A 17376-nucleotide genomic window follows, 5' to 3' on the forward strand; every position below is an offset into this window, starting at 1 on the left:
AAAAATAAAAAAGGTTCCTTATTGCAAACAATAAGAAACCTTTCCACTACGTAACTAACCAAAATTACTTGCTCATTTCAGACTTTCCGCCTTTTAAAAGCTTAAGTTCACCACTGTTTATGGCTCCGTTAAGATCGGCCTTAAGTATTCTATAAGCATTGAAGAATTTTTTTCCGTCCATTTTTTTAAGACTTACTAAGGTTGTACCATTTTTGGTCTTTAGGTCGGTTACCTCAACCTTGTTTTGAGCAATACTGGAAATATTTGCGATACCTCCTTTTTTGATAATGAAATTCTTTCTTGGAATTTCTACATGCTCATAGGAATTTCCAGAGGGCGAACCAATAATCATAACATCACCCACCGAAACTACATCTGCGTACGATTCTTGTGCTACTGTAATTGTAGTCACTAAAAATGCGAATAAGGCTAAAATTGAAAATTTTGTTTTCATCGCTGTTAAAAATTTTGTTGTTGTTAATTATTTATGAACTGAAAGTAAAGATATTTAGAAAGAATTATAATTCAAAGCTATGCTTCTGTTAAAATGTGTTAAGCTATTACAATACGATAGTAATACTATTATATTTGTATTTTCATTTTTAAGCTATGGATAGATTATTGCAGAATATTAAAATTGCCATAAATGATAATATTTACTTAAAAGATCCAGAATCTTCTGAGTTGGGAAGAAGAATCATTGAGTATAGTATTATTTTAATTGACGAAATGGGTTTTGAAGCTTTTACCTTTAGAAAACTAGGGGAGCGTATTAAAAGCAACGAGAGTTCTATTTACAGATATTTTGAAAATAAACACAAGTTATTGGTCTACTTAACCTCTTGGTATTGGGGTTGGTTAGAATATCAATTGGTATTTGCTACATATAGTGTGCCTAATGCACAAGAAAAGTTAGAGAAGGCCATAGAAATAATATCAAGGACTAAAGTTGAAGATCATAATTTTGGTCATATTAATGAAGTCCTATTAAATAGAATAGTAATAAATGAATCGTCTAAATCTTATTTAACTAAAGAGGTTAAGCAAGAGAATAAAGACGGTTATTTTGTTATTTATAAGCGAATGGTAAATCGCTTGGAAGAAATGATAAAAAGTATTGCGCCCGCGTATGAGTTTCCTGCAAGTTTGGCTAGCACCATAATGGAAACTGCGCTGCACCAGCACTTTTTAAAAGAACATTTACCGTCTTTAACAAACTGCAGCCAAGAATTAACAACAACTAATTTTATTAAACAAGTTGTTTTTAACACATTAAAAAAGTAAGTACATGTCCAAAAACATTCTCTCGTCCTGGCAGCGTCTGTTAGGTTTGCTAAAGTTGGATAAGCGAGACATTCTTCAAGTTTTTTATTACGCTATTTTTGCAGGCTTGGTAAATTTATCCCTTCCTTTAGGAATACAGGCGATTATCAACTTAATACAAGGCGCACAGGTTAGTACCTCTTGGATCGTGTTGGTTATCTTGGTAACCATTGGTGTGGCATTTGTAGGGTTATTGCAGTTAATGCAGATACGTATCATTGAAAACGTACAGCAAAAAATCTTTACTAGAAGCTCATTTGAATTTGCATACAGATTCCCAAAAATTAAAATGAGCGAGCTGCATAATTATTACCCGCCCGAATTGGCCAACCGTTTTTTTGATACCCTTACGGTACAAAAATCCTTGTCCAAGGTGTTAATAGATTTTCCGGCGGCCTTGCTCCAAATTATTTTTGGGTTGTTATTGCTTTCTTTTTACCACCCCTTTTTTATTGCCTACGGCATACTCCTTTTATTGCTTATTTATGTAGTGTTTAAGTTTACGGCGCAACGTGGTTTAGAAACTAGTTTGCAAGAATCTAAGCATAAATACCGGGTTGCCCATTGGCTGCAAGAGGTGGCTAGATGTATAGTAAGTTTTAAGCTGTCTGGTAAAACAAGCCATGCGGTAGATAAGAACGATACTTTGGTTGTAGATTATTTGGAGGCAAGGGAGAGCCACTTTAGAATTTTGATTCTACAATTTATGCAGATGATTGGTTTTAAAGTATTGGTAACGGCCGGTTTGTTGCTAATTGGTGGTTTGTTGGTTCTTAACCAAGAAATGAATATTGGACAGTTTGTTGCGGCAGAAATCATTATTCTATTGGTAATTGGTTCCGTGGAAAAACTCATCATGGGCTTAGAAAACTTTTACGACTTGCTTACCTCTTTAGAAAAGATAGGCCAGGTAGTAGATAAAAAGTTAGAACCGCAAGACGGTGAAATGCCTTTTAAAGAGAATCAAAACTTTGATGTGGAGTTAAGCGAGGTTTCTTTTTCCGTACCGGATAAAGAAAAGAATATCGTGGATAATGTTTCCTTAAAAATATCGCCAAGCTGTTCTATTTTAATCCACGGACCAATTGGTAGTGGTAAGAGCAGCTTATTAAAAATGATAGCCGGTATCTTAGAGCCAACCCAAGGAAACATTTTTATTAATGATGTAAAACTTAAAGGGATTAACCTTAATTACTACCGTTCTCATTTAGGGCAATCATTGAGTGAAGAAACCCCTTTTGAAGGTACCATATGGGACAACCTAACTTTTGGTGACCCAGATATAACCTCAGATGATGTGTATTGGGCTTTGGAAAAAACCAAACTCACCCAATTTGTAAAGAGTCAGGAAAAAGGATTAAAAACCATACTTTATCCAGAAGGGCAGCAAATTCCGTTTACGGTTGCTAAAAAAATAGTGCTGGCACGGAGTATTGTTAAAAAACCTAAACTATTGGTGCTTAAAGACCCGTTAGAGCAAATGGAACTAAAAGAAGCCGAAGAAATTATGAGTTTTCTTTCAGATTCAAATAACGGATGGGCTTTGGTAATTGTAAGTGAGAACCTAAAATGGGAAAAGTTCTGTAACAGAATAATTACTATGGAAAATGGTACAATTGTTAACCAAATAAACAACGGCCATGCTTAACATATCTCATAATAAATTAAATAAAACGGTAGATTTAGGAAGGTTTAAATCTGCCCAAAAAGTTTTTTATAAAGAGCATTTTAAGCACTTTAATAGGTTTCTACTGGTTTTCTCAATTTTCTTGGTCATTATCTTGTTCTTGCCATGGACACAGAATGTTACCGGTAAAGGGTATTTAACCACGTTAACCCCAGACCAAAGACCACAGACCATTCAATCTCCTATTCCAGGTAGAATAGAAAAATGGTATGTAAGAGAAGGAGATTTTGTAGAGAAGGGAGATACTATACTTCATATTTCAGAAATTAAGAACGAGTACTTTGATCCCAATTTAGTAGAGCGTACCGGCAAGCAGTTAAAGGCCAAAGAAATGTCGGTAACCTCCTATCAAAGCAAGGTAAAAGCGTTGAACGTGCAAATTGGAGCATTAGCGCAAGAACGGGTTCTAAAGCTAGAGCAAGCAAAGAATAAGCTGCAACAGTCTAAATTAAAGGTAGTTAGTGATAGTATAGATTTGGAAGCCGCAAAGACCAATTTGGCCATTGCGGAAAGACAATTTAACCGTAACCAGCAATTACAAGAAGAAGGTTTAAAGTCTTTAACGGAGCTAGAACAAAAACGGTTAAAATTGCAAGAAACCCAAGCAAAGTTGGTTTCGCAAGAAAATAAATTGTTGGCTAGTAAGAACGATGTAATCAATGCGCAGGTAGAGATAAATCGCGTACAAGCAGAGTATACAGATAAGATTTCTAAAGCGCAGAGCGATTTATATACCGCACAATCCAGTCAATTTGATTCAGAGGCTCAGGTAACCAAATTAGAAAATGCAGTTACCAACTATAGCATCCGTAATGATTTGTATTACATACGTGCGCCGCAAAGTGGTTACATAAACAAGGCTATTATAGGTGGTATAGGAGAAACCTTTAAAGAGGGGCAAAAGTTGTTGGGTATAATGCCTGCTAGTTTTGATATGGCTGTAGAAACCTATGTTTCTCCAATAGATTTGCCATTATTACAAATTGGAGATGAGGTTAGAATTCAGTTTGATGGGTGGCCGTCCATAGTATTTAGTGGCTGGCCAAATGTTTCCGTGGGTACCTACGGCGGTAAAATTGTTGCCATAGAAAACTTTATAAGTGATAATGGTAAATATAGGGTTTTGTTGGCTCCAGACCCAGAGGCAGAGGCTTGGCCAGAACAACTTCGTGTAGGTTCTGGTGCCAATACAATTGCTTTGCTGCAAGATGTACCTATCTGGTTTGAGTTGTGGAGACAGTTAAACGGCTTCCCTCCTAATTATTACCAGAATGTGAAGCAAACGGAAACCCCAAAAACAAAATAATATGAGAAAATATCTTTTTTTCTTGTCTGTTATTTTGTCTTTGCAGACTTGGGGGCAACAAGATTCTTTGGTGTTAGGGTTTAAAGAGTATCTAGGGTATGTAAAAAAACATCATCCTATTGCTAAACAGGCCCAGCTTACCATGTCTATAGGGCAGGCCCAATTGTTAAAAGCGCGTGGTGGTTTTGATCCAAAGGTAGAGGCAGATTATACCCGTAAAGAATTTAAGGGCACCCAGTATTGGGAACGTCTAAACGCAACTTTTAAAATCCCCACTTATTTTGGAATTGAATTTAAGGGCGGTTATGAACAATACGAAGGTACTTACATTAATCCGTCAGAGACCGTGCCAGATAATGGTCTTTACAGTGCCGGGGTATCTATGTCCGTTCTAGATGGTTTTTGGGCCAATGAACGGATGGCGACCTTGCGTAAAGCTAAATTTTTTAGAGAACGTTCTAAAGCAGAACAAGACCTGTTGGTAAACCAAGTACTGTATAACGCTGCCGTGGCTTATTTTGATTGGGTGCAAGCATATGGAGAGGCACAGGTTTACGTAGACTTTTTAGAAAATGCAGACATACGTTTTAGGGGTGTAAAGCAAGCGGCCTTAGCTGGGGATAAGGCCATGATAGATACGGTAGAAGCTAAAATTGTAGTGGAAAACAGGCAATTGAGCTTAGAACAGGCACAGGTAAGTTTAATGAAAAAGCGCTTAGAGTTGTCTAATTTTTTGTGGATAAACGATATTCCTGTTGAATTAAAGGAAGGGATTGCTCCAGATAAAGAGTTGGTATTGGAATTAGATGAAACATTGGAAATAAATGGGTTGCCATTAGATAGTTTTACCATAGATAACCACCCTAAGTTACGTTCCCTTGATTTTAAGATTAAGGAACTATTAGTAGATAAGCGTCTTAAAACCAATAAGCTTTTACCAAAGCTAGATGTAGAGTATAATTTTTTAACTACAGAACCTGATCAGATAAACAGTTTTGTGCCAGAAAATTACAAAGGTGGGGTAAGTTTTAATTTTCCTCTCTTTTTACGCAAAGAGCGTGGCGATTTACGTTTGGCCAAATTCAAATTAAAAGATGCTGAGTTTGAAAGGGATAATGCTCAAGTTGAAATTAGGAACAAAGTGCTAGCAATTTATAATGAACTAGATTCTTTTGACCGTCAAAATGTGTACATAGATCAAATTGTTAGAGACTACAATACGCTTCTTGCGGGTGAAGAACGTAAGTTTGGTGTGGGTGAAAGTTCTCTTTTTATTTTAAATTCTAGAGAAAACAAGTTGATAGATGCAGAATTAAAAAGGCTATCTGTTAGAAACAAATTCTATAAAGCTAAAGCCAACTTATTTAAGAGTTTAGCCATAAATCCAGAAAATTTATAGGTCTGCGGAAGTTGCTGAAATAGCTATTGGCGGTTAACTGATATTTGTTAGGTTTTAAATGCTTGGGCGACATTACTTTTGTAAAAACGGAAACTATGGAGACGACTACTTTACAAGATAAAATTGCACTTATACTTGCAGAAAGCCTGGAAAAAGCAATAGACTACACAACCTACAGGAAATTGATACAAGGTTTGGTAGACTACAATTCAAATTCAGGTTTAGAAAAAACGGAAGCTTTGGCCAATTACACCCAGCTGAACAATAAGCGTATGAAACGTTGGGATAAAACTCTAAAATTTCCAGAAGGGTATTTGCAATCTTTGCCTAAAGTTGAAAAGCAGCTGGTTTGGTTAGTGATTACAGAAAGTTGGTGTGGTGATGCTGCTCCTAGTATTCCTGTAATTTCAAAAGTGGCAGAAGCTGTGGACAATTTGGAGCTACAATTGGTTTTTAGGGATGAAAACCCGGAATTAATGGACCAATTTTTAACCAATGGTTCTAAATCTATACCTAAGCTTATTATGTTAGAGAAAGCCACCAATAAGGTGTTGGGAACATGGGGCCCTAGGTCTACTAAACCTACCGCAATGGTAAAAAGCCAAAAAGAGAATTACGGCTTGCTAACAGCAGAATTTAAACAAGACTTGCAGGTGTTCTACAATAAAGACAAAGGAGAGGATGTTTTTAAGGATTTAAGAGACCTACTACTTGCTTTGAAATAAATAGGTAATAGTGCCAATTTGAGAATCTGTGGAGCCATTACTAAATTCGGCTTGCAAGGCATATGCAATTGCATTTTCTATTAAGCAATAATTGTTCGTAGTAGAGCTTTTTTGGTTAAAATTGGCATCGGTAACGTATCCGTTTTTATCTACATTTATGTTTATTACAACTTTACCACCTTCAATGCAGGTATATATTGGAGGAGGTAAATGATAAGCGTTACGATCCACTAAAGAGTATGAAATTGAGGTTCTCTTTTCCTTTAAATTGTTGGTAAAGGTTTTTTTGTCTGCTTCCCGTTCGCCCAGTAACTGTTTTTGTTCTTCTCGCTTTTTTGCTAACTCTTTCACCCTTTCTGCAAAACCATCAGAATCTGTTGTGCCATTATTTTGGCTGGTAAGAGCCCGCTCTTGCATTAACTCCTCTAAAGTTTTAAGTGGTTCCGGATTTCCGTAGCTAGGTTTGGCCGTTTCGTTAAAAGCTCTATGGCTCTTTACGGACTCTGCCTGCGCTATCTCCTTTAATTCAGGTTTTTCTTCTAAAAGTTCTTCTAGTTCTTCATCATCCAAAACAGCCATTTCAACTACGTATTCCTCTTCTTGCTGTTGTCCCAATCTAATGTTGTAAAAAAGCAATAGAATAATAGCCATTGTAAAAATGGTGATTAAAAGGGATAATTGCTTTCTATTTAAATCCATGGTGTATTTATAACCCCAAATTGATTAAAATATTATGTTATAGGGTTGGTTGTTAGGCCTGTTTTTCGCCTAAATGCAGTTTAAATTCTTCCGGGGTCTGTGCATTATCTACGTTAAAAGTACCTATTTTGGTTCTTCTTAATGCTGTTAAATGTCCGCCTGTTTGTAAAGCTTGCCCAAAATCGTGTGCTAAAGAACGTATATAGGTGCCTTTACTACAGCTAACTCTAAAGTGCACGTTTAATTGGTCTATCAAGGTTATTTCAAACGCGGAAATGGTAATTTTTCTTGTTGGTATAGCTACCGTTTCGCCCTTACGTGCATGCTCATACAATCGTTTTCCATCTTTTTTTAAGGCTGAAAAAATAGGCGGTCGTTGGTCTATTTCGCCCAAAAATTTAGCGGTTGTTGCTTTAATTAGCGTTTCGGTAATATGGTGCGTAGAAAACGTCTGATCAATTTCCGTCTCCAAGTCATAAGAAGGTGTTGTGGCTCCAAGCGTAATTATGCCGGTGTATTCTTTTTCTTGTCCTTGTAAAGAAGGTATGGTCTTTGTGTGTTTTCCCGTACAGATTAATAAGAGTCCAGTAGCTAAGGGGTCTAAGGTGCCTGCGTGGCCAATTTTAAATTTTTTATTAAGGTCAAATTTTTTTCTGATGGCCCATTTAAGTGCGTTAACCGCTTGAAAAGAACTCCAGTTAAGGGGTTTGTCTATTAAAAGGGTTTGTCCGTTTAAAAAATCTTCCTTAGTCCAGTTAACCATAATTTACCCCCAAATGCTCCAGCCTATGGCAATTAGACCTACAACCAAACAATAAATGGCAAAATAGGTAAGCTTACTTTGTTTAACCAGTTTGATCATCCAAGTACAAGCTGCTAAACCTGCAACAAAAGCAGCTATAAAACCAGCTCCCATGGCTCCCATTTGAGAACTTTCAAAAGCAATATCACCGCTTAAAAAATCTTTGGCTACCTTACCCAATATTAATGGTACTACCATTAAGAAAGAGAAGCGTGCAGATTTAGTCTTGTCTATGCCTAAAATAACCGATGTGGAAATGGTGGCTCCACTCCTAGATATACCCGGTAACATGGCTACCATTTGCGCTAATCCTATTACAAAGGCACTGCGGTAAGACACGTCTTTGTTGGTGGTTTTAGACATATCTGCCAAGTACAACAATATGGCAGTTACTAAGAGCATAACTCCTACAATTAATATGGCACCATCAAAAAAGACCTCCATATAATCTTCTAAAAAGAAGCCTACAAAAGCCGCAGGTATCATGGAAATAATAATCTTGAGGCTAAATTCGGTCTGTTCGTTCCATTTAAATTGAAACAAGCCCTTTAAAATCTCAAGAACATCTTTTCTAAATATGACCAAGGTGCTTAAAGCTGTAGCAAAATGTAAGACCACCGTAAAAAGCAAACTTTCTTCTGGTATGGCTTGTGCCCCTAAAATTGCTTTGCCAAGTTCTAAATGACCACTAGAAGAAACAGGTAAAAATTCAGTTAATCCTTGGATAATACCAAGAATAATAGCGTCTATTATTTCCAAATTAATCTTTCTTTTTGTCTGGATTCAACAAAATGGCATAAACCTGAATTCCCAATCCGATAAGGACTAGAGTAGGTGCCAATCTAATCCTACGGAAATTGTAGATTTCCGGATTAAATACATTGGGGTCATCACTGCCACCACCACTCATTAAAATAAAGCCTACGGTAATAAAAGCCAATCCAATAAATAAAAAGGTATAGTTCTTCTTTTTAAAAATAAATTGCTTTTTGTCTTCTTGTGGTGTGTTTTTATTCTTACCCATGTGGCAAATTTAATAATAAAGATCGTCTGTCCTTAAATTTAAAAATCGTTGTGTGGCAAAATAGGTGCTTAAAAAGGAAATTAGCAAACCCATTAACAATACACTAGAAAATAAGATTGCCAACATTGGAACATCGCTAAACAGATTAAGTTCAGGAAAATTCTTGTCAACATAAAATAGGCTAATGGCTAAAGCACCTATGGCTATGAGTGCCCCAATAAGACCAAGTTTTAAATTAGTAAGGATAAATGGCTGTCTAATAAACTTTTTTGTTGCTCCAACCATCTGCATGGTTTTTATGATAAAGCGTCTAGCGTAAATAGATAGCCTAATAGAACTGTTTATAAGCAGTACGGCAATAATGGTAAAAATAGCACTGGCTACTAAAATCCAAAGACTTAAGCGTTTAACGTTATCTGTTAAAAGGGTGACCAAAGGTTTGTCATAACTCACTTCTTCCACATAGGAACGTTCTTGTAATTCTGTTGCGATTTGAGCTACTTGTTCCGGGGTAACAAAAGCAGCGTTTAAATTTACGTCTACCGAATTTTTAAGCGGATTATAACCTAAAAAGTCTTGAAAATTTTCGCCAATATCTTCGCTGTATTGCTCCGCGGCGTCCTCTTTGGATACATAAATGGCAGATTTAGTGTATTCTGCCATTGCCAAGCTCTTTTGCAATTGGTCAATTTCTACCGTTTTGGCATTATCTTTTAGAAAGACCGAAATAGTAATCTGTTCTTTAAAATGGTCTGCCATTTTTTTGGTATTCAATACCAAAAGGCCCAAAACCCCTAAAAGAAAAAGCACTAGTGCTATACTTAACACTACAGAAAAGTAAGAAGAGACCAATCGTCTCCGCTGATATCTTTCAATATATTCGCTCATGTATCAAATTGATAACGTAAAAATAGAAAAGTAAATCGGTTTTAAAGGGATTACCCCTATTTTTGCGCATCAGAAAAGAAGACTTTAACCATGAATTACGATTTTCAGAAGATTGAGAAGAAATGGCAAGAATACTGGGCCAAAAACGAAACCTTTAAAGCCCAGAACAATTCTGAAAAACCAAAATACTATACGCTCTCTATGTTTCCTTACCCTTCTGGGGCTGGGTTGCATGTTGGGCATCCGCTAGGCTATATTGCCGGCGATATTTATGCACGCTACAAAAGACACAAAGGATTTAACGTGTTACACCCAATGGGGTACGATTCTTTTGGGTTGCCTGCAGAGCAGTATGCCATACAAACAGGGCAACACCCTGCAATTACCACGGAAACCAATATTAATAGATACCGTGAGCAGTTAGACCGTATTGGTTTTTCTTTTGATTGGAGCCGTGAAGTGCGTACTTCTAATCCTGAATATTACAAATGGACACAGTGGATTTTTATTCAACTGTTTAATTCTTGGTATGATGTTGTTGCGGATAAGGCTAAACCTATTGAAGAGTTGGTTGCCGTATTTGAGAAGGATGGAAATAAAACGGTAAAAGCGGTTTGTGACGAAGATGTGCCAAGTTTTACAGCCAAAGAGTGGGTAGCGATGGATAAAGCGGCCCAAGAACATATCTTACTAAAATACAGGTTAACTTATTTGGCAGATGCTGAAGTAAACTGGTGCCCTGCACTTGGAACGGTATTGGCCAATGACGAAATAGTAAATGGTGTTTCTGAGCGTGGGGGGCATGAAGTAGTGCGTAAGAAGATGACCCAGTGGATGATGCGAATCACCGCTTATGCACAGCGATTATTAGATGGTTTGGATAAGATAGATTGGCCGCAGCCGTTAAAAGATTCGCAAACTAATTGGATAGGTAGGTCAGAAGGTGCATCCGTAACTTTTAAAGTAAAGGATTACGAAGCCAATATAGAAGTATTTACTACTAGGCCAGATACTATTTTTGGTGTGTCTTTTATGACCTTGGCTCCAGAACATCCGTTGGTGGCCGCAATTACCACCCCTGCTCAAAAGGCAGAAATTGAAGCGTACGTAGAAGCAACCGCAAAACGCTCTGAACGCGACCGTATGGCAGATGTAAAAACTATTTCTGGTGCCTTCACGGGAGCTTATGCAGAGCATCCATTTACCAAAGGACCTATCCCTATTTGGATTGGCGATTATGTATTGGCCAGCTACGGTACAGGTGCAGTTATGGCGGTTCCTTGCGGGGATCAAAGAGATTATGATTTTGCCAAACATTTTAATATTCCCATTCCAAATATTTTTGATGGCGTAGATATTTCTGAGGAAGCGTTTGCAGATAAAGCCAGTACGGTAATTGCAAATTCAGACTTTTTAAATGGATTGTCCTATAAAGAAGCTACTAAAAAAGCTATTGCAGAATTAGAGGCTATAGGGCAAGGTAAAGGAAAGATAAATTACCGCCTGCGCGATGCTGTTTTTAGTCGTCAGCGCTATTGGGGAGAGCCGTTTCCGGTGTATTATGATGCAGACGGTTTGCCGCAAATGATAGCCGAAGAGCATTTGCCAATAGCCTTGCCAGAAGTAGAAAAGTATTTACCTACAGAAACCGGGGAACCACCTTTGGGCAACGCTAACACTTGGGCTTGGGATGTTGCCAAGGCAAAAGTAGTGGCTAATGATGCTATTGATAACAAAACCATTTTTGCCTTAGAATTGAACACTATGCCGGGTTGGGCAGGGAGTAGCCAATACTTTAATAGGTATATGGACCCAAGAAACGACGCTGCTATTTATAGCAAAGAAGCGGTGAACTATTGGAAAGAAGTAGACCTTTATATTGGGGGTAGCGAGCATGCTACGGGCCATTTATTGTACGCTAGGTTTTGGCAGAAATTCTTGTTTGATAGGGGTTTTGTGCCTGTGGATGAGTTTGCTAAAAAGCTGATTAACCAAGGAATGATTACCGGGACTAGTGCTTTTGTGTATAAAGACACAGAGAGCAATACCATATATTCTAAGAATTTGGTAGGTGATAAAAAAGTTAACCCAATCCACGCAGATGTTTCTCTGGTTAATGCGAGTGATGAATTAGATGTTGAAGGGTTTAAAGCTTGGAGGCCAGAATTCAAAGATGCTGAATTTTTATTGGAAGAAGGTGTGTATGTAGTGGGTAGGGAGGTAGAAAAGATGTCTAAATCCAAATACAACGTAGTAAACCCAGATGCCATTTGCGAAGAATACGGAGCAGATTCATTACGTCTGTACGAGATGTTCTTAGGACCTTTAGAGCAATCCAAGCCATGGAACACCGCAGGTATTACGGGCGTGCACGGTTTCCTTAAGAAATTTTGGAAATTATACACACCTTTTATGGAAGGCGAAGTTGCAGAAGTTGCTCCAAGTAAAGACAATCTAAAAACCTTGCACAAAACCATAAAGAAGGTAGAAGAGGATATAGAGAACTTTAGCTTCAATACGTCGGTAGCTACTTTTATGATCTGCGTTAATGAGCTAACTGCTCAAAAATGCCAGAGTAAAGAAATCTTATCACCTTTAGCGGTGCTAGTTTCGCCTTACGCCCCTCATATTGCAGAGGAGTTATGGCAAGTCTTAGGGAATACGACTTCTATTGCAGAAGCGGCTTTCCCTGTTTTTGAAGAAAAGTACTTGGTAGAAAGTAGTAAGGAGTACCCCATATCTTTCAATGGAAAGCTTCGTTTTAAATTAGAACTGCCTTTGGATATGTCTAAAGAGGAAATAGAGAAGGTGGTAATGGCGCATGATAAAACTCAAGACTATTTGCAAGGTAGAACTCCTAAAAAGGTAATAGTTGTTCCAGGTAAAATAGTGAATATAGTTGGGTAGGAATAGTTAAGTTTCAACTCTTAAAAAAGTAAAACCCCCTCCATGGAATTGGAGGGGGTTTTTGTTTTCAATTTAAAAAGTCGATTAAATCTGGGGTAAATGTACAATAAAACATTTTATAAAATACTATACCCCCTAAAAAAATAGGGTAAAAAATGATAAAAGATGTTTTTTATCGTTTTAAACCCTAAAAATAACAGGGTTGTTTTGTTTTTCGTATAAATTATTTTCAATTTTGACCCATAAATCAAAATCTTTATCAAAATGATTGTAGGTGTTCCAAAAGAAATTAAAAACAATGAAAGCAGGGTGGGGATGACCCCCGCTGGTGTTTTTGAATTGGTTAAGAACAACCACAAAGTGTATGTGCAATCTGGAGCGGGAGAAGGCAGTGGCTTCTTTAATCATGATTATCAACAAGCTGGAGCTACCATTTTAGATACTATTGGTCAGGTTTATGCTATGAGCGATATGATTGTGAAGGTTAAAGAACCCATAGCTGAAGAATATGGGTTGATACAAAAAGGACAAATAGTATTTACCTATTTTCATTTTGCTTCTAGCGAACGCTTAACAAAGGCTATGATAGCCAGCAAATCTATTTGTATAGCCTATGAAACTGTAGAAGATGAGGAAGGAAGTTTGCCCCTATTAACGCCTATGAGCGAGGTGGCCGGGCGTATGGCCATACAACAGGGGGCTAAATATTTGGAAAAACCTGCCAAAGGTAGAGGTGTGTTATTAGGGGGTGTACCAGGCGTAACGCCAGGTAAAGTATTGGTTTTAGGAGCAGGAGTTGTTGGTATACAAGCTGCTAAAATGGCAGCTGGCCTAGGTGCACATGTAACCATAATGGACGTGAACATGAAAAGGTTGCGTTATGTAAATGATGTAATGCCGCCCCATGTGGTAACAGAATTTTCTAACGAATTTAATATTAGAAAACATATTAAAACGCATGATTTAATTGTAGGCGGGGTGTTGCTAAAAGGTAAAAAAGCACCTAACCTTATTACTAAAGATATGCTTAAAGAAATGAGGCCAGGTACGGTAATTGTAGATGTAGCCGTAGACCAAGGTGGTTGCGTGGAGACAACCAAGGCCACTACGCACGAGAACCCAACCTATATTATAGATGACGTGGTGCATTATTGTGTGGCCAACATGCCGGGTGCCGTACCCTATACCAGTACAGTAGCTTTAACTAATGTAACCCTACCTTATGTGTTAAAATTGGCCAATAAAGGTTGGCAGTCTGCTTGTAGGGCAGACAAGGCCTTAGAAAAAGGATTAAATATAGTAGAAGGTGAGGTGGTCTATAAGGAAATTGTAGAAGCCTTTAATTGGAGGACCCCAATAACTATTTAAGAACAATTTGTCAGCTAATTCAATCCCCGTCTATTTTGGCGGGGTTTTTGCTTTTTATAGCTATATTTAGTTATAAAATTTATACATATGTTTGGTTTTGATATAGGATATATTTTAATCGCTGCTGTATTTGGAATTATCAGCATGCTGGTTGGCAATAAATTAAAAAGTAAGTTTAACCACTACTCAAAAGTACATTTACAAAATGGAATGAGTGGTGCGGAAATTGCTCAGAAAATGTTGGATGATCATGGTATTAGGGATGTTAAAGTAATTAGTACTAGCGGAAGGCTAACAGACCATTATAATCCTACCAATAAAACGGTTAATTTAAGTGAAGCGGTCTACAGTCAGCGTAATGCAGCGGCAGCTGCAGTGGCAGCCCATGAAGTAGGGCATGCGGTGCAACATGCAACGGCCTACTCTTGGTTAACCATGCGTTCTAAATTAGTTCCTGTTTTAAGCGTAACTTCTAATTTGTCCATGTGGGTAATATTTGGAGGTTTGGCGTTAATGGGTACTACAGCTATAGGTGGTACTATTGCTTGGGTTGGTGTAGCGCTATATGGTATGGGAACGTTATTTAGTTTTATAACCTTGCCTGTAGAATATGATGCTAGTAACAGGGCCTTAGCTTGGTTAAAAAACAAAAATATAGTTACGCCTCAAGAGTATAAAGGTTCTGAGGATGCCCTAAAATGGGCGGCCAGAACGTATGTTGTAGCTGCTATTTCAGCATTAGCTACGTTATTGTACTTTGCTATGCGTGTGGCAGGTGCTAGTAATAGAGATTAAGACATCTAGTAGTTGAAAATAGAACCCGCCTAACTAGGCGGGTTTTTTTATTTATGCCGTATTGTTTCCAAGCTCTTAAGTTGTTGGTAATAATTGGTCATTCGTGCATGAGCGGTTCCATCTACCAGTAAAATTACGATAAGCATAGCAATGGCAGTTATACTGTATGCGCGCCACTTAGGACCTTCAAAAAACACGATACACAAAGCAGCTATAATTATAAGAAAGGGAATGGCCTTGAAAACTATGGTGTTGTATTCTTTAAGCGTGCTTTGCGCTCTACTAATTTCAGCATCCTTAAATGCTGCGGCATCCGTGGTATATGCTTTTTCAAATTGGGTAATTCTGGTTTTATTGGTGTAAAACAAACCCAACCCAATGGTTAATAATAAAAGCCCTGCCACAAATAATGGAATGGTGTATGCCTTGGCAATATCGGTCTTGCCCAATTGCCAGAAGCCTACACTGGCAACTAAAAACAATAGTGCAAAATAAATAAAGAATCGGGTAGAGAATACTTCAGCTTTTGCCCATTCTGTAGCTAATTTTAATAATTCCATAGTTAATTTAATTTGTATTTTTCTCGGTATTCTGTCGGACTTATACCTTCTTTCTTTTTAAACAACCTAGAAAAGTAAGGTGGGTACTCAAAACCTAACTCATAAGCTACTTCTGCCACGGTTTTGTGGGGTTGCAATAATCTATTTTTGGCTTCGCCAATTAACTGCAATTGCAAATGTTCCGTAGTGGTTTTTCCCGTTTCTTTTTTCAGGGTATCGCTCAAATAGCGTTGCGATACCGAAAGTTTATCTGCCAACTGTTCAATACTAGGAATGCCATTTTCTTTTAACTGACCAGATTCTACATAATCCGCTAAATGCTGATTAAAAGCTGTCAATAAATCGTTCGCCAATTCCTTTCTATTGATGAATTGCCGTTCGTAAAAGCGATTAGCATATTTAAGCAAGGTATCTAATTGCGAAATAATGATGTCTTTGCTAAAAGCATCTTGGTTATTTTGGTATTCTATTTCTATGTTGTCTACAATAGTTTCTAATTGGTTCTCTTCTTTGGGTGATAAGTGTAAAGCTTCATTAATAGAATATGAAAAGAAACCATATTTTTTAATTTGATGTGCGAGCGTGGTGCCTTTTAAAAAATCTTCATGAAAATTGATAGAAAAGCCTTTTTGTTCAAAAACCACACTATTATCCCATTGCAAAACCTGCCTAGGTGCAATAAAAATTAAGGCGCCGTTTGTAAAATCGTATTTGGTGCGGCCATAATTTAAGTTGCCAGTTACATACTTTTTAAAACTAATGGAATAACAATCATTTGTTATTGGTGGCGAACTCTCTCTTGGGCAAGGTAAATTGCCATCGCCCTTAGCATTAAATACGCTAAGCATAGGATGCTCTGACCTTGGTAAGCCTAAATAATCCAAATAAGCGGCAAGTGTTTTAAAGTGTTGCATACCCTTAAGTTAAATATTCCAAATTACACCTGTTTCTTTTTCTGATAATGTCCATAATTTTTCTGCTACAGCTTTGTCTTTTGCATGTGCTTTTATAGGGTGTGCACCTACTGGACCAACCCAATTACTTCTTCCTGTTGGGCCATAAAAACCTTGTTGGTCTAGTTGAGGTTCTGTGGCACAAAGTAACGCCGGGTATGCGCCTTTTTCTGCAGATTGGGTTAGCGGTTTCATTAAGAAAAACATAATCTTCATCATAAGACTGCCGCTATTACTAATAAGACTTGTTCTAGATGCTCCAGGATGGCAAGCATAAACTTTTACAGAGGTGTTTCCTGCTTTTTTTAGTTTGTTCTGCAGCTCGTAAATTGTCATTATTTGGGCTAGCTTACTTTGGCTGTAAGCGTCGTTTGGGGTGTAATCATTCTCCCAGTTTAGGTCGTTAAATTTAATGGTCTTTAACCCCATATCGTAGCCCATGCTACCTACAGAAACTATGCGTCCTTTAGATTTTTCTAGTAACGGGAACAACAGTGCTTGTAAGGTATAATGGCCAAAATAATTAACTCCCATTTGACTTTCCCAGTCGTTTTCTATTAGCTGCCGTTTGGGCACTTGGGCTATGGCAGCATTACATATTAAAGCATCAATCTGATTGGTAATTGCTATCACGTTTGCAGCCGCTTCTTTTACAGATGCTTGTGAGCTTAAATCCATCTGTATTGCTTCTACAGCTATATGGGCTCCAAGCTGTTCTTTTAAGCTAGTAATAGCTACTTCAGACTTTTTAGGATTTCTGTTGAGCATAATAACTCTTGCACCCTTAGAAAGTAAAATACGTGTAGCTTCAAAACCTGTACCGCTAGTTGTGCCGGTAATTACAAATGTTTTTCCGGTTTGATCCGCCATTAACTCTGGGGTCCAACCTTTTTTGCCAAATTGATTTTTTTGCATTGCCATGCTTTTTGGGTTTTAATTT

17 protein-coding genes are annotated in these 17376 nt (G+C 37.6%); 8 read left to right on the forward strand and 9 right to left on the reverse strand.

Features of this window, described 5'->3' with window-relative positions; all coding sequences use genetic code 11:
• Positions 1-64: 64 nt before the first annotated feature.
• Positions 65-454, reverse strand: coding sequence for a hypothetical protein (locus ACXAGS_RS03040; protein WP_474904403.1), 390 nt, complete (start codon positions 452-454; stop codon positions 65-67).
• A 155-nt stretch (positions 455-609) separates the two neighbouring features.
• Here ACXAGS_RS03040 and ACXAGS_RS03045 point away from each other — a divergent pair, with 155 nt between their 5' ends.
• From ACXAGS_RS03045 to ACXAGS_RS03065, 5 genes are all read left to right on the forward strand, one after another.
• Entirely contained in the window at positions 610-1284 is a 675-nt protein-coding gene (locus ACXAGS_RS03045) for a TetR/AcrR family transcriptional regulator (RefSeq protein ID WP_029511445.1), read from the forward strand.
• A gap of 4 nt (positions 1285-1288) precedes the next feature.
• Positions 1289-2971, forward strand: coding sequence for a peptidase domain-containing ABC transporter (locus ACXAGS_RS03050; protein WP_474904405.1), 1683 nt, complete (start codon positions 1289-1291; stop codon positions 2969-2971).
• Positions 2964-4316 (forward strand): HlyD family secretion protein, encoded by a 1353-nt coding sequence (locus tag ACXAGS_RS03055; protein WP_474904407.1) that lies wholly within the window; start codon positions 2964-2966, stop codon positions 4314-4316. Before ACXAGS_RS03050 ends, ACXAGS_RS03055 begins: the two co-directional genes overlap by 8 nt.
• Before the next feature lies 1 nt (position 4317).
• Positions 4318-5715 (forward strand): TolC family protein, encoded by a 1398-nt coding sequence (locus ACXAGS_RS03060; protein ID WP_474904408.1) that lies wholly within the window; start codon positions 4318-4320, stop codon positions 5713-5715.
• Between the two features lie 95 nt (positions 5716-5810).
• Entirely contained in the window at positions 5811-6440 is a 630-nt protein-coding gene (locus ACXAGS_RS03065; protein ID WP_474904410.1) for a thioredoxin family protein, read from the forward strand.
• Here the strand turns inward: ACXAGS_RS03065 and ACXAGS_RS03070 are convergent.
• From ACXAGS_RS03070 to ACXAGS_RS03090, 5 genes are read right to left on the reverse strand one after another with little or no spacing between them, the layout of a single operon-like run.
• Positions 6423-7139, reverse strand: coding sequence for a hypothetical protein (locus tag ACXAGS_RS03070; protein ID WP_474904411.1), 717 nt, complete (start codon positions 7137-7139; stop codon positions 6423-6425). The two genes, ACXAGS_RS03065 and ACXAGS_RS03070, sit on opposite strands and share 18 nt — an antisense overlap.
• A 52-nt stretch (positions 7140-7191) precedes the next feature.
• Positions 7192-7902: a tRNA pseudouridine(55) synthase TruB gene (gene truB / locus ACXAGS_RS03075; RefSeq protein WP_474904413.1), complete on the reverse strand. Its 711-nt coding sequence runs from the start codon at positions 7900-7902 to the stop codon at positions 7192-7194.
• 3 nt (positions 7903-7905) lie between these two features.
• A complete protein-coding gene (locus ACXAGS_RS03080) occupies positions 7906-8700 on the reverse strand; it encodes an undecaprenyl-diphosphate phosphatase (protein WP_010518082.1) in 795 nt (264 codons plus the stop codon).
• 1 nt (position 8701) lies between these two features.
• A complete protein-coding gene (locus ACXAGS_RS03085) occupies positions 8702-8965 on the reverse strand; it encodes a DUF3098 domain-containing protein (RefSeq protein ID WP_474904414.1) in 264 nt (87 codons plus the stop codon).
• 9 nt (positions 8966-8974) lie between these two features.
• Positions 8975-9853 carry a cell division protein FtsX gene (locus ACXAGS_RS03090; protein ID WP_474904415.1) on the reverse strand — a complete coding sequence of 293 codons (879 nt, stop codon included), beginning with the start codon at positions 9851-9853 and terminating at the stop codon, positions 8975-8977.
• Positions 9854-9943: 90 nt separating this feature from the next.
• Between ACXAGS_RS03090 and leuS the strand changes: the two genes are divergently transcribed.
• The 3 genes from leuS (at position 9944) to ACXAGS_RS03105 (ending at position 14923) form a co-directional block, all read left to right on the forward strand.
• Positions 9944-12760: a leucine--tRNA ligase gene (leuS, locus tag ACXAGS_RS03095; RefSeq protein ID WP_474904417.1), complete on the forward strand. Its 2817-nt coding sequence runs from the start codon at positions 9944-9946 to the stop codon at positions 12758-12760.
• Between the two features lie 264 nt (positions 12761-13024).
• Entirely contained in the window at positions 13025-14128 is a 1104-nt protein-coding gene (gene ald / locus ACXAGS_RS03100) for an alanine dehydrogenase (RefSeq protein ID WP_474904419.1), read from the forward strand.
• Between the two features lie 87 nt (positions 14129-14215).
• Positions 14216-14923, forward strand: coding sequence for a zinc metallopeptidase (locus ACXAGS_RS03105; RefSeq protein ID WP_474904420.1), 708 nt, complete (start codon positions 14216-14218; stop codon positions 14921-14923).
• 47 nt (positions 14924-14970) lie between these two features.
• Here ACXAGS_RS03105 and ACXAGS_RS03110 read toward each other — a convergent pair whose 3' ends face one another.
• The 3 genes from ACXAGS_RS03110 to ACXAGS_RS03120 are packed head-to-tail and all read right to left on the reverse strand — an operon-like array spanning position 14971 to position 17351.
• Positions 14971-15483, reverse strand: coding sequence for a hypothetical protein (locus ACXAGS_RS03110; protein ID WP_474904422.1), 513 nt, complete (start codon positions 15481-15483; stop codon positions 14971-14973).
• Positions 15484-15485: 2 nt separating this feature from the next.
• Complete coding sequence (locus ACXAGS_RS03115) at positions 15486-16397, reverse strand: helix-turn-helix domain-containing protein (RefSeq protein ID WP_474904424.1); 912 nt, start codon at positions 16395-16397, stop codon at positions 15486-15488.
• 9 nt (positions 16398-16406) lie between these two features.
• Positions 16407-17351, reverse strand: a complete 945-nt coding sequence (locus ACXAGS_RS03120) for an SDR family oxidoreductase (RefSeq protein WP_474904426.1) — start codon at positions 17349-17351, stop codon at positions 16407-16409.
• Positions 17352-17376: the final 25 nt, after the last annotated feature.

The sequence above is a fragment of the Croceivirga sp. ABH4_376 genome, assembly GCF_056160685.1.

What these genes read in the sequence shown, in the direction of transcription:
- ACXAGS_RS03040 (WP_474904403.1), bottom strand. Translation starts at nt 454, where the DNA reads ATGAAAACAAAATTTTCAATTTTAGCCTTATTCGCATTTTTAGTGACT.
- ACXAGS_RS03045 (WP_029511445.1), top strand. Translation starts at nt 610, where the DNA reads ATGGATAGATTATTGCAGAATATTAAAATTGCCATAAATGATAATATT.
- ACXAGS_RS03050 (WP_474904405.1), top strand. Translation starts at nt 1,289, where the DNA reads ATGTCCAAAAACATTCTCTCGTCCTGGCAGCGTCTGTTAGGTTTGCTA.
- ACXAGS_RS03055 (WP_474904407.1), top strand. Translation starts at nt 2,964, where the DNA reads ATGCTTAACATATCTCATAATAAATTAAATAAAACGGTAGATTTAGGA.
- ACXAGS_RS03060 (WP_474904408.1), top strand. Translation starts at nt 4,318, where the DNA reads ATGAGAAAATATCTTTTTTTCTTGTCTGTTATTTTGTCTTTGCAGACT.
- ACXAGS_RS03065 (WP_474904410.1), top strand. Translation starts at nt 5,811, where the DNA reads ATGGAGACGACTACTTTACAAGATAAAATTGCACTTATACTTGCAGAA.
- ACXAGS_RS03070 (WP_474904411.1), bottom strand. Translation starts at nt 7,139, where the DNA reads ATGGATTTAAATAGAAAGCAATTATCCCTTTTAATCACCATTTTTACA.
- truB (WP_474904413.1), bottom strand. Translation starts at nt 7,902, where the DNA reads ATGGTTAACTGGACTAAGGAAGATTTTTTAAACGGACAAACCCTTTTA.
- ACXAGS_RS03085 (WP_474904414.1), bottom strand. Translation starts at nt 8,965, where the DNA reads ATGGGTAAGAATAAAAACACACCACAAGAAGACAAAAAGCAATTTATT.
- ACXAGS_RS03090 (WP_474904415.1), bottom strand. Translation starts at nt 9,853, where the DNA reads ATGAGCGAATATATTGAAAGATATCAGCGGAGACGATTGGTCTCTTCT.
- leuS (WP_474904417.1), top strand. Translation starts at nt 9,944, where the DNA reads ATGAATTACGATTTTCAGAAGATTGAGAAGAAATGGCAAGAATACTGG.
- ald (WP_474904419.1), top strand. Translation starts at nt 13,025, where the DNA reads ATGATTGTAGGTGTTCCAAAAGAAATTAAAAACAATGAAAGCAGGGTG.
- ACXAGS_RS03105 (WP_474904420.1), top strand. Translation starts at nt 14,216, where the DNA reads ATGTTTGGTTTTGATATAGGATATATTTTAATCGCTGCTGTATTTGGA.
- ACXAGS_RS03110 (WP_474904422.1), bottom strand. Translation starts at nt 15,483, where the DNA reads ATGGAATTATTAAAATTAGCTACAGAATGGGCAAAAGCTGAAGTATTC.
- ACXAGS_RS03115 (WP_474904424.1), bottom strand. Translation starts at nt 16,397, where the DNA reads ATGCAACACTTTAAAACACTTGCCGCTTATTTGGATTATTTAGGCTTA.
- ACXAGS_RS03120 (WP_474904426.1), bottom strand. Translation starts at nt 17,351, where the DNA reads ATGCAAAAAAATCAATTTGGCAAAAAAGGTTGGACCCCAGAGTTAATG.